This window comes from Lelliottia wanjuensis (genome assembly GCF_030238365.1).
Lineage (GTDB): Bacteria > Pseudomonadota > Gammaproteobacteria > Enterobacterales > Enterobacteriaceae > Enterobacter > Enterobacter wanjuensis.
In genome coordinates this window covers 17,012-37,660 of the sequence record NZ_JASSOT010000075.1, presented here as the reverse complement: position 1 = coordinate 37,660, position 20,649 = coordinate 17,012, and the positions used below count along the sequence as shown (strand labels likewise).

Sequence of the window (20,649 nt, the reverse complement as noted above, 5' to 3'; positions counted from 1 at the left end):
CCGGGATGAGAAAACTGCTCCAGCTGGCTTATGGCGTGGTGAAATCCGGACGAGAATTTAATGCTGAAATACCGCTTGCCGGATAACCGACAAGACGGTATCTCTCCCACGGGGAGAGGGAGAAAACCGGCGAGTTCCCTCTCCCTTTGGGAGAGGGTTAGGGTGAGGGGAATGGTCGAATTACTCGTCGTGATCTTCCCACGCCAGCGCGCGTTTCACCGCTTTTTTCCAGCCGCTGTAGCGAACGTTACGCTCGGTGGTTTCGATGCCTGGGCGGAATTCGCGTTCGATAACCGCTTTCTCCTGCAGCTCGTCCAGGTTCTGCCAGAAGCCCACCGCCAGACCGGCCAGGTACGCCGCGCCCAGCGCCGTCACTTCACGCACTTCCGGACGCTCCACGCGGGTGCCCAGAATGTCGGACTGGAACTGCATCAGGAAGTTGTTCGCCACCGCACCGCCGTCCACGCGCAGGGCGTGCAGACGAATGCCGGAGTCAGCCTGCATCGCTTCCAGCACGTCGCGCGTCTGGTAAGCGATAGATTCGAGCGTGGCGCGAATGATGTGGTTGGAGTTCACCCCACGCGTCAGACCGAAGATGGCGCCACGGGCATACGGGTCCCAGTATGGCGCGCCCAGGCCGGTGAACGCAGGCACCACGTACACGCCGTTGGTGTCTTTCACTTTGGTTGCGAAATACTCGGAATCGAACGCGTCGCTGATCAGTTTCATTTCGTCGCGCAGCCACTGAATGGACGCCCCCGCCATGAATACCGCGCCTTCCAGGGCGTAGTTCACTTCACCCTTCGGACCGCAGGCGATGGTGGTCAGCAGGCCGTTTTCTGATTTCACCGCTTTCTCGCCGGTGTTCATCAGCATAAAGCAGCCGGTACCGTATGTGTTTTTCGCCATCCCTTCTTTCACGCACAGCTGGCCAAACAGGGCCGCCTGCTGGTCACCGGCGATGCCGGAGATCGGAATACGTGTGCCACCTTTCCCGCCGATGTTGGTCTGACCGTAGACTTCGGAAGACTTGCGCACTTCCGGCAGCATGGCGCGTGGAATATCCAGCGCGTCCAGCATCTTGTCATCCCACTCGAGGGTGTTGATGTTGAACATCATGGTACGTGAGGCGTTGGTGTAATCCGTCACGTGTACGCGCCCCTGCGTCATCTTCCAGATAAGCCAGGTATCGACGGTACCGAACAGCAGTTCGCCGCGTTTCGCACGCTCACGGGAGCCTTCCACGTGGTCCAGAATCCACTTCACTTTGGTGCCGGAGAAGTACGGGTCAACCACCAGGCCAGTGGCGCTGCGGATATACTCTTCCATGCCGTCGCGCTTGAGCTTTTCGCAGATATCCGCGGTACGGCGGCACTGCCAGACGATGGCGTTATAAATTGGCTTACCGGTTTCGCGTTCCCAGACAATCGCCGTTTCACGCTGGTTGGTGATCCCAATCGCGGCAATTTCGTCGGAGCTGATGTCGGCTTTCGCCAGCACTTCGACCAGCGTGGAGCTTTGGGTCGCCCAAATCTCCATCGGGTCGTGCTCAACCCAGCCTGGCTTAGGGTAAATTTGTTCGAATTCGCGCTGTGACACGCTGACGATATTCGCGTCATGATCCATTACGACAGCGCGGGAGCTGGTAGTGCCCTGGTCGAGCGCAACGATATATTTTTTGTCGGTCATAGTATGTGTCCCGTAGTCAGATTACAGCGAAGCATTTTGTTGTGTGGCTGAGGTCGTTTCCTTCTCTTCTTCCACACAGGTGTCGCACGGTAAGTGGCGACCAATTAATTTACGATAGCCGAAGGCACCCAGCGCAGCTCCTACAATCGGGCCGAACAGCGGCACCAGGAAGTAAGGAATATCTTTCGCGCCGGTGAAGGCCACGTCGCCCCAGCCTGCGAAGAAGGCGAAGGTTTTCGGTCCAAGGTCACGCGCCGGGTTCATCGCAAAGCCGGTCAGCGGCCCCATGGATGCGCCGATCACCGCAATCAGCAGGCCGATCAGCAGCGGTGCCAGCGGGCCACGCGGAATGCCGTTGCCGTCATCGCCCAGCGCCATAATGACGCCCATCAGAATAGCGGTAATCACCATCTCAACCGCGAACGCCTGCACAAAATTGATTTGTGGGTTCGGATAAGTGGAGAAGATACCCGCCAGATCAAGACTTTCGACGCTGCCGCGCACCATATGATGCGTCTGTTCGAAGTCGATGAAAAGATTGTAATAAAGCCCGTAAACTAATGCCGCTGCGCAAAAGGCGCCGGCAAACTGTGAAATGATGTAGGGTACGACTTTGCGTTTGTCGAAGCATGCGAACAGCCACAGCGCGATGGTCACCGCCGGGTTGAGATGTGCACCGGAAACCCCTGCGGTCAGGTAGATGGCCATCGCCACGCCCAGACCCCAGATAATGCTGATTTCCCACTGACCGAAGGTGGCGCCCGCCACTTTCAGTGCTGCGACACAGCCTACCCCGAAGAAAATCAACAACCCGGTACCAAGGAACTCGGCGATGCACTGGCCTTTTAAGGTTGATGTCTGACTCATAATCGGAATCCTGAAGAAAGATGAATGTTATTGTTAGCGCAGCGACAGCGGACAGCCACGATGTCCTGTAGACATGGTGTTAATTTATCGTTAACGAGCAAAAACGAGAAATATCGAAATCAAAATGTGTGTGCTGCGTCAATAAAATGAGCGTTATCGCGCCATAAAGCGCATTTTTGCATCATTCTGAAAATGAGAGCTGAATCATTTCATTAACTAAAGTATTAACAATTTAGGGGTATATGCGGCGAACGCACCAGGACCAGGCCGAAAAGTGTTGCAAACCGCAATCTGCGCGGCGTGCCGCTGGACAGGGACGGCGGCGCTCCATACAATCGACAACTATATGTCGTGCGCGTTTTCGTTAAAGCGTCGCCTTGCAATTCAGGAGAGGTATGACCATGTCATTAGAAGTGTTTGAGAAACTGGAATCGAAAGTACAGCAGGCGATTGACACCATCACGCTGCTGCAGATGGAAATCGAAGAGCTGAAAGAAAAGAATAATTCGCTGTCGCAGGAAGTGCAGTCTGCTCAGCACGGCCGCGAAGAGTTAGAGCGTGAAAACAGCCAGCTGCGTGAACAGCAGGACGGCTGGCAGGATCGTCTGCAGGCGCTGCTGGGGCGTATGGAAGAGGTTTAATTCCGTAGCTTATACAGAAAAGTAGGCCGGGTAAGCGCAAGCGCCACCCGGCTTTTTTTTACTCGATATCCAGCGGATCTTCGGAAAGGATAATGCCGGTATTGTCGGCGTAGAGATGGTCGCCGGAGAAGAAGGTCACGCCGCCGAAGTTGACGCGCACGTCGCTTTCGCCGATGCCGTCACCCGCCGCGCCCACTGGAATGGCCGCGATGGCCTGGATGCCAATATCCAGTTCTTCCAGATCGTCCACCTGGCGCACAGAACCGTACACCACCAGGCCTTCCCACTCGTTTTGCACGGCAAGACGGGCAAGATCGGCGTCGATTAACGCGCGACGCATTGAACCCCCGCCATCGACCAGCAGAATGCGACCCCGGCCGTTCTGTTCGAGAAGTTCATACAGCAACCCGTTATCCTCGAAACATTTTACCGTGATGATCTGTCCGCCAAACGACGACCGTCCACCAAAGTTGGAGAACAGCGGTTCCACGACGTTGACATCTTCCTGGTAGATGTCACAAAGCTCGGAAGTATCGTATTTCATAGGTTTACTGTCTGGTTGCTGCGAATGTGTTCAGTATATCGCGCGAATCGCATTGTTTGCAAAATCATCAATTGTTAATTGATATTTGTCAGTTAACCGACCGTCTGACTCAGCACAATTCCGATAACAAATAACAGGTTAGTCAGCAGCGCCCCTTTTACCGTGCGTTCGAGCATCGGCGGCATCGCAGCGGGACTCTTCTCGCGCATTACGAAACGGGCCTGTTTAACAAGTAGCGGTGCGGCCAGGACGAACAACCATCCCCAAATGCTGTGCAGGGAAATCAGGTTAAACAGCGCCAGGCAGACCAGCGCGCCCATCAGCAGACCGGTGTGATAGCGGCGTGCATTCACCGGGCCTAAGCGGACCGCCAGGGTGTTTTTGCCGTTCAGACGATCGCTGTCGATATCGCGCAGGTTGTTGATGTTCAACACCGCCGCCGCGAGTAAACCGCAGGCGGTCGCCGGGAGGAACAGGGCCGGAATCAGCGTGTGAGCCTGCAGATACCAGCTCCCCATCACGCTCAGCCAGCCGAAGAACACCAGCACGGAAATATCACCCAGGCCAATGTAACCGTACGGACGCGTGCCGACGGTGTAGGTAATCGCCGCGATAATCGCCAGCAGCCCCAGCACCATAAAGCCGATGAAATCCGCGGTGGTTTTACAGGCAACCGACACCAGTGACAGCCCCGACAGGCAGATTAGTACCACGGTGATAATCAGCGCGCGCTTCATCTGCGCCTGGGTAATCACCCCTTTCTGCATCCCGCGCAGCGGCCCGATGCGGTCGGGTTTATCGCTGCCTTTCACCGCATCGCCATAGTCATTGGCGAGATTCGAGAGGATTTGCAGCAAACCGGCGGTGATCAGCGCCAGTACTGCCACAAGGGGATCGAAATGCCCCTGCCACCAGGCCAGAGCGGTGCCCACAACGATGGCGGCAAACGCCAGGGGTAAGGTCTTAGGACGCAGGCTTTCGAGCCACGCCTGAGTACGGCTGATATCAGTCATAGTATTTAGCCAATAAAAATGGGGGCAGTAGCCCCCATCAATGATGATGAAATTACATTAAGCGCGATTATAGGATAAAACGGCTTAGATCTTCATCTGCCACTAACGCATCCAGATGTTTACTCACATAATCTGCATCAATGGTAATGCTCTGACCGGTCAGATCGCTGGCTTCGTAAGAGATATCTTCCACCAGACGCTCCAGCACCGTATGCAGACGACGCGCACCGATGTTCTCGGTGGTTTCGTTCACCTGCCATGCGGCCTGGGCGATGCGTTTGATACCGTCTTCGGTGAACTCGATGTTCACGCCTTCGGTCGCCATCAGCGCTTTGTACTGCACGGTGATGGAGGCATTTGGCTCGGTCAGGATGCGCTCGAAATCTTCAGTGGTCAGCGCCTGGAGTTCAACGCGAATCGGCAGACGACCCTGCAGTTCCGGGATTAAATCGGAAGGCTTCGCCACCTGGAATGCGCCGGAAGCGATAAACAGGATATGGTCAGTTTTGACCATGCCGTGTTTGGTCGACACGGTGCAGCCCTCGACCAGCGGCAGCAGGTCGCGCTGTACGCCTTCGCGAGACACGTCCGGGCCGTTGGATTCGCCGCGTTTGCAGATCTTGTCGATTTCGTCGATAAACACGATGCCGTGCTGCTCAACCGCGTCGATGGCGTCCTGCTTCAGCTCTTCCGGGTTCACCAGTTTCGCCGCTTCTTCTTCAATCAGCAGCTTCATCGCGTCTTTGATTTTCAGCTTACGCGGTTTCTGTTTCTGGCCGCCCAGGTTCTGGAACATGGACTGCAGCTGGCTGGTCATCTCTTCCATGCCCGGAGGGGACATGATTTCGACGCCCATCGGTGCCGCCGCGAGATCGATCTCAATCTCTTTGTCGTCCAACTGACCTTCACGCAGTTTCTTGCGGAAAGACTGGCGCGCCGCGGATGGCTCAGCCGGTTGCTCTGACTGGCCCCAGTTATTTTTCGCCGGTGGGATCAGGGCGTCGAGAATACGCTCTTCCGCCATCTCTTCGGCGCGGTAGCGGTTTTTCTCAATCGCCTGAACGCGGACCATTTTAATTGCCGAGTCGGTCAGATCGCGGATGATGGAGTCCACTTCTTTACCGACATAGCCCACTTCGGTGAACTTGGTCGCTTCGACTTTGATGAACGGCGCGTTGGCGAGTTTCGCCAGACGACGGGCGATTTCGGTTTTACCGACACCGGTCGGGCCGATCATCAGAATGTTTTTTGGCGTCACTTCATGGCGCAGCTCTTCGTCGAGCTGCATGCGGCGCCAGCGGTTACGCAGGGCAATGGCAACGGAGCGTTTGGCGTTATCCTGGCCAATGATGTGCTTGTTCAGCTCGCTGACAATTTCGCGTGGGGTCATTTCAGACATGGGAGATCCTTACGCTTTAGAGTTCAATTCTTCGATGGTATGGAAGTGGTTGGTGTAGATGCAGATATCACCTGCAATACCCAACGCCTTCTCGGCAATTTCGCGGGCGCTCAGATCGGTATTTTCCAGCAGAGCGCGCGCGGCGGCCTGGGCGTAAGGACCGCCGGAGCCGATAGCAATCAGATCGTTTTCGGGCTGAACGACGTCGCCATTCCCGGTGATGATCAGGGAGGCGTTTTCATCGGCGACGGCCAGCAGCGCTTCCAGTTTGCGCAGCATGCGGTCGGTACGCCAGTCTTTCGCCAGCTCAACGGCGGCTTTGACCAGATGGCCCTGATGCATTTCCAGCTTACGTTCAAACAGTTCAAACAGCGTGAAGGCGTCTGCGGTGCCGCCTGCAAAACCGGCGATCACTTTGTCGTTATACAGACGGCGAACTTTCTTCACGTTGCCTTTCATGACGGTATTACCCAGCGTGGCCTGGCCGTCGCCGGCGATTACCACATGGCCGTTACGGCGTACACTTACAATTGTTGTCACGAGCAGACCCCCTGGTTACAAATTGGGAACAGATACCCCGAGCCTGTGCTCGGGGCTGAATAGAATGATAGATGGGGGGGATTTTGGGGGTTTCAACCCCCAGAGGCGAGTCGAATGCAGTTTGTGTGGCCAGCGACCTTCAGACGGCTGATGGTGCCATCCGCGTTATCTTTGCCTTTCACCGGGCCAATCACCACGCGATTCCAGCCGTTGTTGGTGGTAATGCGTGAATCAAATCCTTCGAATGCGAGCTGGGCGCGGACGGTTTCGGCCTGCTCTGCGCCTTTAAACGAACCGCACTGCACCATCCAGCGGCGCTCGTCTTTTTTCTCTGCCGTTTGCTTCGGAGCTTCGGTGGCCTGAGTCACTGGGGCGCTCTGCTGAGGCTGTGCTTTCGGCTGCTGCGCGGCGGTATGGGCAGGCGTTTGCAGCAGATCCTGATACGGCTGAGTCGACGTCGCAGGTTTTTGCGCCTGCGCTTTCGGCGGCTGTTGAACCGGCTGGGTCTGCGCCGTGCGCGTTTGCTGCTGCGGCTGCTGATACGGCTGTTCCGTCACGCGCGGCTGAGTGCGAGGCTGCTGCACCGGCTGCGTTTGCGTCCACTGCTGTTGCTGCTGCACTTGCTGTTGAACCTGACGCTGACGTTGCAGGGTTTGCTGGCGCTGCTGCGGCGTCTGTTCGTTCCACGGCACTTCGTTCAGCTGCGTCGGCTGCTGGCGCATATCGGCCTGCATCTGGGCCAGCAACTGGCGTTGTTCGTTGGTGAGCTGATCGGCGTTTTTCACCTCACCACCGGCAGAAGGCTCGGTGGGCGCACGCACGCCCGGCTGGCGGCTTTCCAGCTCTTTGATGTAGCGCCAGCGCTCTTCAGGTTTCGGCGGCAAACCATTTCCCACCACTTTGCTGCCCTGAAGGGCTTCAGCATCTTCTTTCTTGTGGTGAGTAATAAAGTACAGACCCCCGATGAAGGCCACCAGAACGGCGGCAGCAATCGCGACCATTGCTGGCGAGACAGAAGGCAGACTACGCTGCTTGCTCCGTGAGGTGCTCTTTTTGCGTCGCGAAGGTGCCGGCTGGCCGCGACGTACATAATCTCGTTGTGCCACTATCGTTTCGCTGTATTTATTCGTTCGTCAGCCCGCCATGTTACTTAAGCGGCGGGCCTTTGACCAGATACGGGAGTCTGAAAGGCGTTTACTTTAAGTAAGCGCCTGTGTGGAGCCGCGAATGATCAGTTCGCAATCGAGCAAACGCGAGCCGCTGCTGACCGCCTGGCCGTGCAGCTGATCGAGCAGCAACAGCATCGCTTCGCGGCCAATGTCGTAGCGCGGCTGGGCGACCGTCGAGAGCGGCGGGTCGCAAAACTCGGAGAGCGAAATGTTATCGAAGCCGATGATCGACAAGTCTTGTGGCACCCGCAAACCGCGACGTTTGGCATAGGACAACGCGCCCAGCGCCATCACATCGCTGTGACAGAACACAGCGGTCGGCGGTTCAGGCTGCGCGAGTAATTTTTCCAGCGCCAGTCCACCCGCTTCGAGGGTGAAATCGCCCCGGGCAATATAATGCGGATCGACCGTCACGCCGGCGCGGCGCAGCGCCTGAACGTAGCCCTGCAAACGGTAGTGACACAGCGGCATCTCTTCCGGCCCGGCGATACAGCCGATGCGCTTATGCCCCAGCTCCTGAAGATAGTTCACGGCGTTGAAGGCGGCGGTCAGGTTATCGATGTGGACGGTCGGCAGCTCCAGCTCTGGCGCGAACTCGTTCGCCATCACCATCGGCGGCAGATTGCGCTGCTCTTCGATGCTGGCATCAAACGGCAGGCGCGAGCCGAGCAGCAGCATGCCGTCGATCTGCTTGGTGATAATCAGGTCAATAAAGGTTTTTTCTTGCTGATTCTGGTGAGCGCAATCGCCGATCAGCACCAGATAGCCTTGCTCCGCGGCGGTGACTTCAATGCCGCGGATAATTTCGCTGAAGAAGGGATCGCAAATGTCCGGCACGATAACCAGAATGGTACGCGATTCGTTACGCTTAACATTACGCCCCATGGCCTGCGGCAAATAGCCGACTTCCAGCGCCGCCTGCTCGACGCGATTGCGCGTCGCCTGAGAGACTTTATCCGGGTTCATTAATGCGCGGGACACCGTTGCCGTGGATACTTTGGCTTTCTGGGCAACGTCTTTCATGGTCGCCGAAGCAACCTCTTTCCTGGACTTCAACGTCTTCTCCTCGCAGGACCACAGAACTTCTGACTCATCCATTTTTACAGATAGTTTGTGGAAGCGGTTACAGAATTTTCATAAAAAGTGTGAGATGCGTTCAACTTTTCGATCGCTCTCGCACCGTTCTTTAACCTTCAATGGGATCGACGTCGAGAACCCACTTCACTTTGCGCGCTTCGGGCAGGGTGTTGATCAGCGCCAGCGTGCCGCTGATAACGTGCTGCAAACGCACGCGCGACGGGTGCTGGAGCAGAATCTGCCAGCGATAGCGGCCCCCGCGTTTGGGTGCCAGCGCCGGGACCGGGCCTAAAATCCACAGCTGATTATCGACCAGCGGGCTGGCCTGCAGCAGATTGCGCAGCTGCTGTAAGAAAAGCGGCGCCTGCTGATTGTTATGATCTTCCGCGCGGATAATCACGTGGCTGGTCCACGGCGGCAGTTGCAGCGTCTGACGCTCGGCCAGCGCCTGATCGGCAAAGGCGTCGTAGCCTTTATGCAGTAAGGTTTGCAGCAGCGGATGTTCAGGGTGATGGGTTTGCAGCACCACTTCGCCCTGTTTTCCGGCACGTCCGGCGCGACCTGCGACCTGAGTATAAAGCTGGGCAAAGCGCTCGGCGGAGCGGAAATCGGCGGAGAACAGCGCGCCGTCAACGTCCAGCAGGGCGACCAGCGTCACGTCGGGGAAGTGGTGACCTTTCGCCAGCATCTGGGTGCCAATCAGGATCCGCGCGCCACCGCGATGCACTTCGGCCAGCTGTTGCTCAAGCGCCCCTTTGCGGCTGGTGGTGTCGCGATCGATACGCGACAGCGGCACGCCGGGGAAAAACGGCGCGAGGGCCTGTTCGAGCTGTTCGGTACCCAGACCCACCGGCACCATATGCGTCGAGCCGCACGACGGGCACTGGCGCGGCACCGGGCGCTGACTGTCGCAGTGGTGACAGCGCAGGTGATGCTGCGCCTGATGCAGAGTGTAATAGTGGTCGCAGCGTGGGCACTCGGCGATCCAGCCGCAGTCGTGGCACAAGAGCGTCGGGGCGAATCCACGACGGTTCAGGAACAGGATCACCTGATTATCGGCCTGCAAATGCTGGCGCATACGGCCAATCAGCGCGGGCGCGAGACCCGCCTGCACTGGCTGACCTTTCAGATCCAGCACGTGCTGCGTGGCCGGGCGGGCATTCCCCGCGCGGCGCGTCAGGCGCAGCATGTGATATTTCCGCTGGCGCACGTTGTGCAGCGTTTCCAGCGCGGGCGTTGCCGAGCCAAGAATGATCGGAATCTGTTCGCTGTGGGCGCGATACACCGCCAGATCGCGGGCGTGATAGCGCCAGCCTTCCTGCTGTTTATAGGAGCTGTCGTGCTCTTCGTCGATCACGATGACGCCGAGATTTTTAAAGGGTGTAAAGAGTGACGAGCGAGTACCAATCACAATCGCCGCCTCGCCGTTTTTGGCTTTCAGCCAGGCGCTGAGGCGTTCGGTATCATTTAAACCGGAGTGCAGCACTTCCACCGGAGCGTTAAAGCGCTCGCGAAAACGGGCGATGGTTTGCGGCGTCAGGCCGATTTCCGGGACCATCACCAGCGCCTGTTTGCCCTGGGCGAGGACGTTTTCGAGAACGCTCAGATAGACTTCCGTTTTACCGGAACCGGTGACGCCCGCTAATAACCACGCGGAGAAACGATCCGACGCGCTGTGAATTGCCCCGACGGCGGTGGCCTGTTCGGTGTTGAGACGCAGCCTGTCGCCCGACACGGAAAACCCGTCGCGCCAGTCCAGCAGCGCCGGGGATTCGCTGGCGAGCTCGCACAGACCTTTCTTTCTTAACCCTTGCAGCGCCGCGTCGTTAAAATCCAGCTCTGTCACCTGATGCCGCCAGATCCGTCCCTGACGCAGCGCGGAGAGCGCCTGCTGCTGTTTAGGGGAGCGCTTCAGGCTGTTGATATCCACCGCCTGACCCTGCTCGGTGGCAAACCAGTACCACATCGGCGCGTGGCTGGCGCTTTTGCCCTGACGCAGCAGAATCGGCAGGGCGTGGAACAGCACGTCGCCAATTGGATGATGATAGTAATCCGCGGCCCACAGCAGCAGTCGCCAGACGCTGGACGAGTAAACGGGCTCGTCGTCCAGCACTTCCACCACCGCTTTGAGTTCATTGAGCGGCAGCTCGCTTTTGTCGCTCACGGACACCACGATCCCGACGCGCTGTTGCTTACCAAACGGCACGCTCACGCGACAGCCCGCCTTGGCGCTCATGCTGTCGGGCAGCAGGTAGTCAAAGGTGCGGGGAAGCGGAACGGGCAGGGCAACGTGAGCGACGGGCATCGAATCTTCCTGACTTGAAAAGTGGCGCGTTAGTATACACATTAGATGCTGGAGGTGTGCGGATCAGTTTGCAACCGCTGGTCATATTCTGTATGATTCGCCGCCTTTGGTGCATTTTGCTTCAAAGAACATACATTCAACATCGCGTGGTGTCTGGCGTTAGGGCTGGAAGAGCGACGCGGCCTTAACTGAGGTTCTCCCCATGAAAAAAGATATTCACCCGAAATACGATTTTATTACTGCAAACTGCTCTTGCGGTAACGCGATCAAAATCCGCTCTACAGTGGGTCACGATCTGAACCTGGACGTGTGTGGTCAGTGCCACCCGTTCTACACTGGTAAGCAGCGTGACGTTGCAACCGGTGGCCGTGTTGACCGCTTCAACAAGCGTTTCAGCATCCCGGGCGCTAAATAAGCTACCCGAAAAAAAAGCGCCGAAAGGCGCTTTTTTTGTATCTGCAATTCAGTATTCCCACGTATCCGGGTCGATACCCAGTTCACGCATGATCACTTTCGCCGCTTCCGGGATTTCATCGCTACGCTCTTTGCGCAGGTCTTCATCGTTCGGCAACGGCTGACCAGTAAACGCATGCAAAAATGCTTCGCACAGCAGTTCGCTGTTGGTCGCGTGACGCAGGTTGTTCACCTGACGACGCGTGCGTTCATCGGTGAGGATCTTCAACACCTTCAGAGGAATGGAAACCGTAATTTTCTTTACTTGCTCACTCTTCTTACCGTGCTCAGCGTATGGGCTGATATATTCGCCGCTCCATTCAGCCATGAGACCTTTAATCCTCTTTGTCATTAATAAAGGCTAAAACCTTACATTCGATAAGGCTTTCAACCGTAATCTCGCGTAGTTTACCGTAAGGACGATACCGTGACACGGATATTGCCACTGCGGCGTGCACTAAAGCATGTAATTTTAACGGCTATTCTCGCATTGCTCAATCTATACGCAAAGAAGTTTAGATGTCCAGATGTATTGACGTCTATAGTTTCAGTGTTTACTCTGGTGCCTGACTTTTCACCTCATTAGCCAGGAAGCCTTCACCATGACGCGTAAACAGGCCACTATCGCAGTGCGTAGCGGATTGAATGATGACGAGCAGTACGGCTGCGTTGTCCCGCCGATTCATCTTTCCAGTACTTACAATTTCACCGGATTTAATGAACCCCGTGCGCATGACTACTCGCGTCGTGGCAACCCTACGCGTGACGTAACCCAACGCGCGCTGGCGGAGCTGGAAGGCGGTGCAGGCGCAGTCCTGACCAATACCGGCATGTCGGCCATTCACCTGGTGACCACCGTGTTCCTGAAACCTGGCGATCTGCTGGTGGCCCCGCACGACTGCTACGGTGGCAGCTACCGTCTGTTCGACAGCCTGGAGAAACGCGGCTGTTATCGCGTTTTATTCGTCGATCAGAACGATGAGCAGGCACTAAAATCGGCGCTGGCCGAAAAGCCAAAGCTGGTCCTGGTGGAAAGTCCAAGCAATCCATTACTGCGCGTCGTCGATATTGCGAAAATTTGTCAGCTCGCAAGGGATGCGGGAGCGATAAGTGTAGTGGATAATACGTTCCTCAGTCCGGCGCTGCAGAACCCACTTTCTCTGGGTGCGGATCTGGTATTGCATTCATGCACTAAATATCTGAACGGCCACTCTGACGTGGTCGCCGGGGTGGTGATTGCCAAAGATCCTGATGTTGTCACCGAACTGGCATGGTGGGCCAATAACATTGGTGTCACTGGCAGCGCGTTCGACAGCTATCTGCTGCTGCGCGGTCTGCGTACGCTGTCGCCGCGCATGGAAGTGGCGCAGCGCAATGCCCAGGCGATTGTCGAGTTCCTGAAAAACCAGCCGCTGGTGAAAAAGCTGTATCACCCGTCGCTGCCGGATAATCAGGGGCACGAGATTGCCGCACGCCAGCAGAAAGGTTTTGGCGCGATGTTAAGTTTTGAACTGGATGGCGATGAGCAAACGCTGCGTCGCTTTCTGAGCGGGTTGTCACTGTTTACGCTGGCGGAGTCCTTAGGGGGAGTCGAGAGCTTGATCTCCCACGCCGCGACCATGACGCACGCAGGCATGGCGCCAGAGGCGCGTGCCGCCGCCGGAATATCCGAGACGCTGTTACGCATCTCAACCGGTATTGAAGACTGTGAAGATTTAATTGCCGATCTGGAAAATGCCTTCCGGGTCGCAGCCAAGGGGTAATCATGAGTGTGATAGCGCAGGCAGGGGCGAAGGGTCGTCAGCTGCACAAGTTTGGTGGTAGTAGTCTTGCTGATGTTAAATGTTACCTGCGTGTCGCAGGGATCATGGCGGAGTATTCGATGCCGGGCGACATGATGGTTGTCTCGGCGGCAGGCAGCACTACCAACCAGTTGATTAGCTGGCTGAAATTAAGCCAGACCGATCGCCTTTCTGCGCATCAGGTTCAACAAACATTACGCCGCTATCAGAGCGATTTGATTTCGGGTCTCCTGCCAGCGGACGCGGCAGATGCTCTTATCAGCGCTTTTGTGCACGACCTTGAGCGTCTGGCCGGACTGCTGGACAGCGGCATTACCGATGCGGTTTACGCCGAAGTAGTAGGCCACGGCGAAGTCTGGTCTGCGCGCCTGATGGCTGCGGTCCTTGAACAGCAAGGGCTGGAAGCGGCATGGCTCGACGCGCGTGATTTCCTGCGCGCGGAACGTGCGGCACAGCCGCAGGTCGACGAAGGTCTCTCTTATCCGCTTCTGCAACAGCTGTTAGTGCAGCATCCGGGCAAACGCATCGTCGTGACGGGCTTTATCAGCCGCAGCAATGCGGGCGAAACCGTGCTGCTGGGCCGTAACGGTTCGGACTACTCGGCAACGCAAATCGGTGCGCTGGCAGGCGCATCACGCGTCACCATCTGGAGCGACGTGGCCGGGGTTTACAGCGCCGACCCGCGCAAAGTGAAAGATGCCTGCCTGCTGCCGCTCCTGCGTCTCGACGAAGCCAGCGAGCTGGCCCGTCTGGCCGCGCCGGTGCTTCACGCCCGTACCTTACAGCCGGTTTCCGGCAGCGATATCGACCTGCAACTGCGCTGCAGCTACACGCCGGACAAAGGCTCGACCCGCATCGAACGCGTGTTGGCCTCAGGCACAGGCGCGCGTATCGTCACCAGCCACGATGATATTTGCCTGATCGAATTCCAGGTGCCTGCCGGACAAGATTTCAAACTGGCGCACAAAGATATCGACCTGATCCTCAAGCGCGCTCAGGTGCGTCCGCTGGCCGTTGGCGTACACAATGACCGCCAGCTGCTGCAGTTCTGCTACACCGCAGAAGTGGCGGACAGCGCGCTGAAAATTCTTGATGAAGCGGGTCTGCCGGGCGAACTTCGCCTGCGTCAGGGGCTGGCGCTGGTCGCGATGGTCGGCGCGGGTGTCACCCGTAATCCGCTGCACTGCCACCGTTTCTGGCAACAGCTGAAAGGCCAGCCGGTGGAGTTCACCTGGCAGTCGGAAGAGGGCATCAGCCTGGTGGCCGTACTGCGTAAAGGCCCAACCGAGAGCCTGATTCAGGGGCTGCACACCACCCTGTTCCGAGCCGAAAAACGCATCGGTCTGGTGCTGTTCGGGAAGGGCAACATCGGTTCCCGCTGGCTGGAGCTGTTTGCCCGCGAGCAAACCACGCTCTCTGCGCGCACTGGTTTTGAATTTGTCCTCGCGGGCGTGGTGGATAGCCGCCGCAGCCTGCTGAACTACGAGGGTCTCGACGCCAGCCGTGCGCTGGCCTTCTTCAACGATGAAGCGGTCGAGCAGGACGAAGAGTCCCTGTTCCTGTGGATGCGTGCGCACCCGTACGACGATCTGGTGGTGCTGGACGTGACCGCCAGCGAGCAGCTGGCCGATCAGTACCTCGATTTCGCCAGCCACGGTTTCCACGTCATCAGCGCCAATAAACTGGCGGGCGCAAGCAGCACCGATAAATATCGTCAGATCCACGACGCGTTTGAAAAAACCGGTCGTCACTGGCTGTATAACGCCACCGTGGGCGCCGGTTTGCCTGTTAACCACACCGTGCGCGACCTGATTGACAGCGGCGACAGCATTCTGGCTATCAGCGGAATTTTCTCCGGCACGCTCTCCTGGCTGTTCCTGCAGTTCGACGGTACGGTTCCGTTTACGGACCTGGTGGATCAAGCCTGGCAGCAGGGGCTGACCGAGCCCGACCCGCGCGTGGATCTCGCCGGGAAAGACGTGATGCGCAAGCTGGTGATCCTGGCGCGTGAAGCGGGTTACGACATCGAACCCGGCCAGGTGCGCGTGGAATCGCTGGTGCCAACGGGCTGCGAAGAGGGATCTGTCGATCACTTCTTCGAGAACGGCGACGAGCTGAACGAACAGATGGTCTCACGCCTGGAAGCCGCGCGCGAAATGGGGCTGGTCCTGCGCTACGTGGCCCGTTTTGACGCCAACGGCAAAGCGCGCGTTGGCGTGGAGGCGGTCCGCCCTGAGCATCCGCTGGCGGCACTGCTGCCGTGCGATAACGTCTTCGCTATCGAAAGCCGCTGGTATCGCGATAACCCGCTGGTGATTCGCGGACCAGGCGCGGGACGCGACGTCACCGCCGGGGCGATTCAGTCGGATATTAATCGTCTGGCGCAGCTGCTGTAGGTTTTGTCTGTGCCCGGTGGCGCTTCGCTTACCGGGCCTACAAGAATCAACGCCGATATTCTCCCTCTCCCTGTGGGAGAGGGCTCAGGCCGCACTCACCCACCCACCATCATGAACCTTCTTCATCTTCCCTGAACATTCCTCACCGTGTTTGCCGATGATTTCTGTTGACGGCATCTCGCTTTTCCGTCATTTTTACATCTAGACGTCTAAACGTATAGCAGTTCACAACACAACAACAATGACACGCGATTGATGAGGTAAGGTATGAGCTTTTTTCACGCCAACCAGCGGGAAGCCCTGAATCAGAGCCTGGCTGAAGTGCAGGGCCAGATTAACGTCTCTTTTGAATTCTTTCCGCCGCGCACCAGTGAAATGGAGCAAACCCTGTGGAGCTCTATCGATCGCCTGAGCAGCCTGAAGCCGAAGTTTGTCTCGGTGACTTACGGCGCGAACTCCGGTGAGCGCGACCGTACGCACAGCATTATTAAGGGCATCAAGGATCGCACTGGTCTGGAAGCGGCACCGCACCTGACCTGTGTCGACGCGACCCGCGACGAACTGCGCACCATCGCTCAGGATTACTGGAACAACGGCATTCGCCATATCGTTGCCCTGCGCGGCGACCTGCCCCCGGGCAGCGGCAAGCCGGACATGTACGCAACCGATCTGGTGGCGCTCCTGAAAGAGGTCGGCGATTTTGACATCTCCGTGGCGGCGTATCCGGAAGTGCATCCGGAAGCGAAAAGCGCGCAGGCGGATCTGCTCAACCTGAAACGCAAAGTGGATGCCGGTGCAAACCGCGCGATCACCCAGTTCTTCTTCGACGTCGAAAGCTATCTGCGTTTCCGCGACCGCTGCATCACCGCGGGCATCGATGTGGAAATCATTCCGGGCATCCTGCCGGTGTCGAACTTCAAGCAGGCGAAGAAATTTGCTGACATGACCAACGTGCGCATCCCGCTGTGGATGTCGAAAATGTATGAAGGGCTGGATGATGACGCCGAAACCCGCAAGCTGGTGGGGGCGAATATCGCGATGGACATGGTGAAAATCCTGAGCCGCGAAGGGGTGAAAGACTTCCACTTCTACACCCTGAACCGCGCCGAAATGAGTTACGCCATCTGTCACACCCTCGGCGTCCGCCCTGGCCTGTGATTGAAAAACCCTCTTCGGAGGGTTTTTTGTTTTTAGACTTTCCCGCTTTCCCTGCCATATCAACGCTCCCGCCTCGCCTGACAATGAACTTATAATTTCCAGGGTGTATTAAACGGAAATAACTATCGAATCCGTGCGTTATCTCAACTATACCTTCTAAGCAGAGGTGTATATCTTTAAGGTAAATACAGTAGAGGGAGCATAGAGATATGAGCACAGAAGATACCCATAACACGTTATCAACCGGACAGTGCCCTTTTCATCACGGCGGGCCTGACCAAAGCGCGGGGGCTGGAACAAGCACTCGCGACTGGTGGCCAAAACAACTCCGCGTCGATCTTTTGAATCAACATTCCGACCGTTCGAACCCGCTGGGTGAAGACTTCGACTACCGCAAAGAATTCAGCAAACTCGATTACTCCGCACTGAAAGGCGATCTCAAAGCCCTTCTGACCGATTCCCAGCCCTGGTGGCCAGCCGACTGGGGCAGCTACGCGGGCCTGTTTATTCGTATGGCGTGGCATGGCGCAGGCACCTACCGTGCTGTCGACGGTCGCGGCGGCGCAGGGCGCGGTCAACAGCGTTTTGCTCCTTTGAACTCCTGGCCGGACAACGTCAGCCTCGATAAGGCGCGCCGTCTGTTATGGCCAATTAAGCAAAAATACGGCCAGAAAATCTCCTGGGCCGACCTGTTTATCCTCGCGGGTAACGTGGCGCTGGAAAACTCCGGCTTCCGTACCTTTGGTTTTGGTGCTGGGCGTGAAGATGTCTGGGAACCGGATCTGGACGTGAACTGGGGCGACGAGAAAGCCTGGCTGGCGCATCGCGATCCTGAAGCGCTGGCGAAACGCCCGCTCTCGGCTACCGAAATGGGGCTGATTTACGTCAACCCGGAAGGGCCAAATGCCAGCGGTGAACCGCTGTCTGCGGCGGCGGCTATTCGCGCCACCTTCGGCAACATGGGTATGAACGATGAAGAGACCGTGGCGCTGATCGCAGGCGGCCACACGCTGGGTAAAACCCACGGTGCCGCAGAAGCGACGCACGTCGGCGTTGACCCTGAGGCCGCACCGATTGAATCACAAGGTTTAGGCTGGGCGAGCACCCACGGCAGCGGTGTGGGCGCAGACGCCATCACCTCGGGTCTGGAAGTGGTCTGGACGCAAACGCCAACCCAGTGGAGCAACTACTTCTTCGAGAACCTGTTTAAATTCGAATGGGTACAGACGCGCAGCCCCGCAGGCGCAATTCAGTTTGAAGCTGTCGACGCGCCAGAGATGATCCCTGACCCGTTTGACCCGTCGAAAAAACGCAAACCAACCATGCTGGTCACCGACCTAACCTTGCGCATGGATCCGGAATTCGAGAAGATTTCTCGTCGTTTCCTCAACGATCCGCAGGCGTTCAACGAAGCCTTTGCCCGCGCGTGGTTCAAACTGACGCACCGGGATATGGGGCCAAAAGCACGGTACATCGGACCAGAAGTACCGAAAGAAGATTTGATCTGGCAGGACCCGCTGCCACAGGCGTTCTTCCAGCCAACGGCGGCGGATATTGAAAGTCTGAAAGTGGACATTGCTGCTTCCGGCTTGACGGTCAGCGAACTGGTGTCGGTTGCCTGGGCGTCGGCGTCCACCTTCCGTGGCGGCGATAAGCGCGGTGGTGCGAACGGTGCGCGTCTGGCCCTGGCTCCGCAGCGCGACTGGGATGTGAATGCGGCGGCGGCGCGAGCGCTGCCAACGCTGGAAGCGATTTATAAATCGGCGCACAAAGCCTCGCTCGCCGACATTATCGTGCTGGCCGGTGTCGTGGGCGTTGAGCAGGCTGCGAAAGCGGCGGGTGTTTACGTCAACGTACCGTTCACGCCGGGCCGTGTGGATGCGCGTCAGGATCAGACGGATATCGAGATGTTCGATCTGCTCAAGCCGGTCGCCGATGGGTTCCGCAACTACCGTTCCCAGCAGGATGCCGCGACAACAGAATCTCTGCTGATCGACAAAGCGCAGCAGCTGACGCTCACCGCGCCAGAAATGACCGCGCTGGTGGGCGGGATGCGCGTGCTGGGAGCCAACTTTGACGGCAGCCAGAATGGCGTCTTCACCGACCGCGTGGGCGTGCTCAGCAATGACTTCTTCGTCAATCTGCTGGATATGAACACCCAATGGAAAGCCACCGATGGCTCAAACGAACTGTTTGCAGGCAGCGATCGTGCGAGCGGAGAGGTGAAATACACCGCAACGCGTGCCGATCTGGTGTTCGGTTCTAACGCGGTTCTGCGCGCCCTGGCGGAAGTCTATGCCAGCCAGGATGCCGGTGAGAAGTTCGTGAAGGACTTCGTTGCCGCATGGGTGAAAGTGATGAACCTGGACCGTTTCGACGTGCAGTAATCTTGTGTGCATAAAAATCCCCGCCTCGGCGGGGATTTTTTTATTGCCGGGTGGCGGCTGCGCCTTACCCGGCCTACAAAACCCATGGGTCGCTTTTATTCCCACTCATGCAAAAAACGCTGCCCATACTGGTCGGCGACCAATAATGCCGCGTACACCTGATCCGGTATCACACCGCCCTGCATGTTGTGAATCGTCTCGCCTTCCGCACAGGATGCCTCTGCCACCAGACGCATTTTCCCCGGAATATCCTCTTTGATATCCAGCTGCGCCAGGGTAATCGGCAAGCCCACGCTGTGACACAGCGCGGCCACCGTTTCGATCTCCTCCAGCGGAGCATTTTCCAGCACCAACTGGGTGAGCGTACCGAACGCAACTTTTTCACCGTGATAATAGTGGTGCGCATCCGGGATGGCGGTCAGGCCGTTGTGGATCGCATGCGCCGCGGCTAACCCGCCGCTCTCAAAACCCACGCCGCTCAGGTAGGTGTTGGCTTCAATCACGCGTTCCAGCGCGGGTGTCACCACGTGCTGCTCGGCGGCGAGCATCGCCTTTTCACCCTCTTCGAGAAGCGTGTTGTAGCACAGCTCGGCCAGCGCCAGCGCGGCCTGGGTGCATTTCCCGCCCGCCATGGTTGTCGCGCCGCTGCGGGAACAGGCCCGCGCTTCAAACCAGGTCGCCAGCGCATCGCCAATCCCGGCGGCCAGCAGACGCGCAGGCGCTCCGGCCACCACTTTGGTGTCGACGATCACCATGTTTGGGTTGTGTGGCAGCATCAGATAACGGTCAAACTCGCCGCTGTCGGTGTAGATAACCGAAAGGGCGCTGCACGGCGCATCCGTAGAGGCAATGGTTGGGGCGATGGCGACGGGCACATCCATAAAGTGGGCGAGCGCTTTGGCGGTATCCAGAGTTTTGCCGCCGCCGATACCTAGCACAGCCTGGCAATCGGCGCTTTTCGCCAGTTTGCGCAGGCGGTCGATTTCATTCTGGGAACATTCGCCGCCAAACGGTGCAATTTCGACATGCAGTTCAGCATGTTTGAAGCTTTGACGCAGCGTCTCTTCGGCAAAGCCGAGAACGAATTTATCACCAACGACCAGCCAGCGTGCGGCCAGCGGTTTCAGGTAGTCGCCGAGGCGGGTAAGCACATCCGCGCCCTGGATGTATTTTCCTGGTGATTGAATGATACGGTCCATAACGTTTCTC

The 20,649-nt window shown here is 57.6% G+C and carries 17 protein-coding genes; 6 read left to right on the top strand and 11 right to left on the bottom strand.

Going from position 1 to position 20,649, the window contains the following annotated elements; translation table 11 throughout:
* Positions 1 to 180 precede the first annotated feature (180 nt).
* Both glpK and QQF33_RS22835 read right to left on the bottom strand, forming a co-directional pair.
* The gene (gene glpK, locus QQF33_RS22840; protein ID WP_095283965.1) at positions 181 to 1,689 is read right to left on the bottom strand and encodes a glycerol kinase GlpK; all 1,509 of its coding nucleotides are present in this window, start codon (positions 1,687 to 1,689) and stop codon (positions 181 to 183) included.
* Positions 1,690 to 1,710: 21 nt separating this feature from the next.
* Positions 1,711 to 2,556, bottom strand: coding sequence for an MIP/aquaporin family protein (locus tag QQF33_RS22835; protein ID WP_285158651.1), 846 nt, complete (start codon positions 2,554 to 2,556; stop codon positions 1,711 to 1,713).
* Positions 2,557 to 2,951: 395 nt separating this feature from the next.
* Between QQF33_RS22835 and zapB the strand changes: the two genes are divergently transcribed.
* Positions 2,952 to 3,197, top strand: a complete 246-nt coding sequence (gene zapB, locus QQF33_RS22830) for a septal ring assembly protein ZapB (RefSeq protein WP_285158650.1) — start codon at positions 2,952 to 2,954, stop codon at positions 3,195 to 3,197.
* Between the two features lie 58 nt (positions 3,198 to 3,255).
* Here zapB and rraA read toward each other — a convergent pair whose 3' ends face one another.
* The 7 genes from rraA to priA all read right to left on the bottom strand — a co-directional run bounded on the left by rraA (position 3,256) and on the right by priA (position 11,244).
* Positions 3,256 to 3,741 carry a ribonuclease E activity regulator RraA gene (gene rraA, locus QQF33_RS22825; RefSeq protein WP_095283960.1) on the bottom strand — a complete coding sequence of 162 codons (486 nt, stop codon included), beginning with the start codon at positions 3,739 to 3,741 and terminating at the stop codon, positions 3,256 to 3,258.
* 92 nt (positions 3,742 to 3,833) lie between these two features.
* On the bottom strand, positions 3,834 to 4,754 hold the full coding sequence (gene menA, locus QQF33_RS22820) for a 1,4-dihydroxy-2-naphthoate polyprenyltransferase (RefSeq protein WP_285154625.1): 921 nt from the start codon (positions 4,752 to 4,754) through the stop codon (positions 3,834 to 3,836).
* A 67-nt stretch (positions 4,755 to 4,821) separates the two neighbouring features.
* Positions 4,822 to 6,153, bottom strand: coding sequence for an HslU--HslV peptidase ATPase subunit (gene hslU / locus QQF33_RS22815; protein WP_282492146.1), 1,332 nt, complete (start codon positions 6,151 to 6,153; stop codon positions 4,822 to 4,824).
* 9 nt (positions 6,154 to 6,162) lie between these two features.
* The gene (gene hslV, locus QQF33_RS22810) at positions 6,163 to 6,693 is read right to left on the bottom strand and encodes an ATP-dependent protease subunit HslV (protein WP_282492145.1); all 531 of its coding nucleotides are present in this window, start codon (positions 6,691 to 6,693) and stop codon (positions 6,163 to 6,165) included.
* Between the two features lie 92 nt (positions 6,694 to 6,785).
* Positions 6,786 to 7,799 (bottom strand): cell division protein FtsN, encoded by a 1,014-nt coding sequence (ftsN, locus tag QQF33_RS22805; protein WP_285158649.1) that lies wholly within the window; start codon positions 7,797 to 7,799, stop codon positions 6,786 to 6,788.
* A gap of 93 nt (positions 7,800 to 7,892) precedes the next feature.
* Positions 7,893 to 8,918 (bottom strand): DNA-binding transcriptional regulator CytR, encoded by a 1,026-nt coding sequence (cytR, locus tag QQF33_RS22800; protein ID WP_282492143.1) that lies wholly within the window; start codon positions 8,916 to 8,918, stop codon positions 7,893 to 7,895.
* A gap of 130 nt (positions 8,919 to 9,048) precedes the next feature.
* A complete protein-coding gene (gene priA, locus QQF33_RS22795) occupies positions 9,049 to 11,244 on the bottom strand; it encodes a primosomal protein N' (protein WP_282492142.1) in 2,196 nt (731 codons plus the stop codon).
* Positions 11,245 to 11,446: 202 nt separating this feature from the next.
* Between priA and rpmE the strand changes: the two genes are divergently transcribed.
* Positions 11,447 to 11,659: a 50S ribosomal protein L31 gene (rpmE, locus tag QQF33_RS22790; protein ID WP_015960996.1), complete on the top strand. Its 213-nt coding sequence runs from the start codon at positions 11,447 to 11,449 to the stop codon at positions 11,657 to 11,659.
* Between the two features lie 48 nt (positions 11,660 to 11,707).
* On the opposite strand, the gene metJ is transcribed toward rpmE, so the two are convergent.
* A complete protein-coding gene (metJ, locus tag QQF33_RS22785; RefSeq protein WP_015960995.1) occupies positions 11,708 to 12,025 on the bottom strand; it encodes a met regulon transcriptional regulator MetJ in 318 nt (105 codons plus the stop codon).
* 274 nt (positions 12,026 to 12,299) lie between these two features.
* Here metJ and metB point away from each other — a divergent pair, with 274 nt between their 5' ends.
* The 4 genes from metB (at position 12,300) to katG (ending at position 19,440) form a co-directional block, all read left to right on the top strand.
* A complete protein-coding gene (metB, locus tag QQF33_RS22780) occupies positions 12,300 to 13,460 on the top strand; it encodes a cystathionine gamma-synthase (RefSeq protein ID WP_285148570.1) in 1,161 nt (386 codons plus the stop codon).
* A 2-nt stretch (positions 13,461 to 13,462) separates the two neighbouring features.
* Positions 13,463 to 15,895 carry a bifunctional aspartate kinase/homoserine dehydrogenase II gene (locus tag QQF33_RS22775; RefSeq protein ID WP_285148569.1) on the top strand — a complete coding sequence of 811 codons (2,433 nt, stop codon included), beginning with the start codon at positions 13,463 to 13,465 and terminating at the stop codon, positions 15,893 to 15,895.
* Between the two features lie 267 nt (positions 15,896 to 16,162).
* On the top strand, positions 16,163 to 17,053 hold the full coding sequence (gene metF / locus QQF33_RS22770; RefSeq protein ID WP_285148568.1) for a methylenetetrahydrofolate reductase: 891 nt from the start codon (positions 16,163 to 16,165) through the stop codon (positions 17,051 to 17,053).
* 209 nt (positions 17,054 to 17,262) lie between these two features.
* Entirely contained in the window at positions 17,263 to 19,440 is a 2,178-nt protein-coding gene (gene katG, locus QQF33_RS22765) for a catalase/peroxidase HPI (protein WP_285148567.1), read from the top strand.
* 95 nt (positions 19,441 to 19,535) lie between these two features.
* On the opposite strand, the gene gldA is transcribed toward katG, so the two are convergent.
* Complete coding sequence (gene gldA, locus QQF33_RS22760; RefSeq protein WP_285148566.1) at positions 19,536 to 20,639, bottom strand: bifunctional L-1,2-propanediol dehydrogenase/glycerol dehydrogenase; 1,104 nt, start codon at positions 20,637 to 20,639, stop codon at positions 19,536 to 19,538.
* Positions 20,640 to 20,649: the final 10 nt, after the last annotated feature.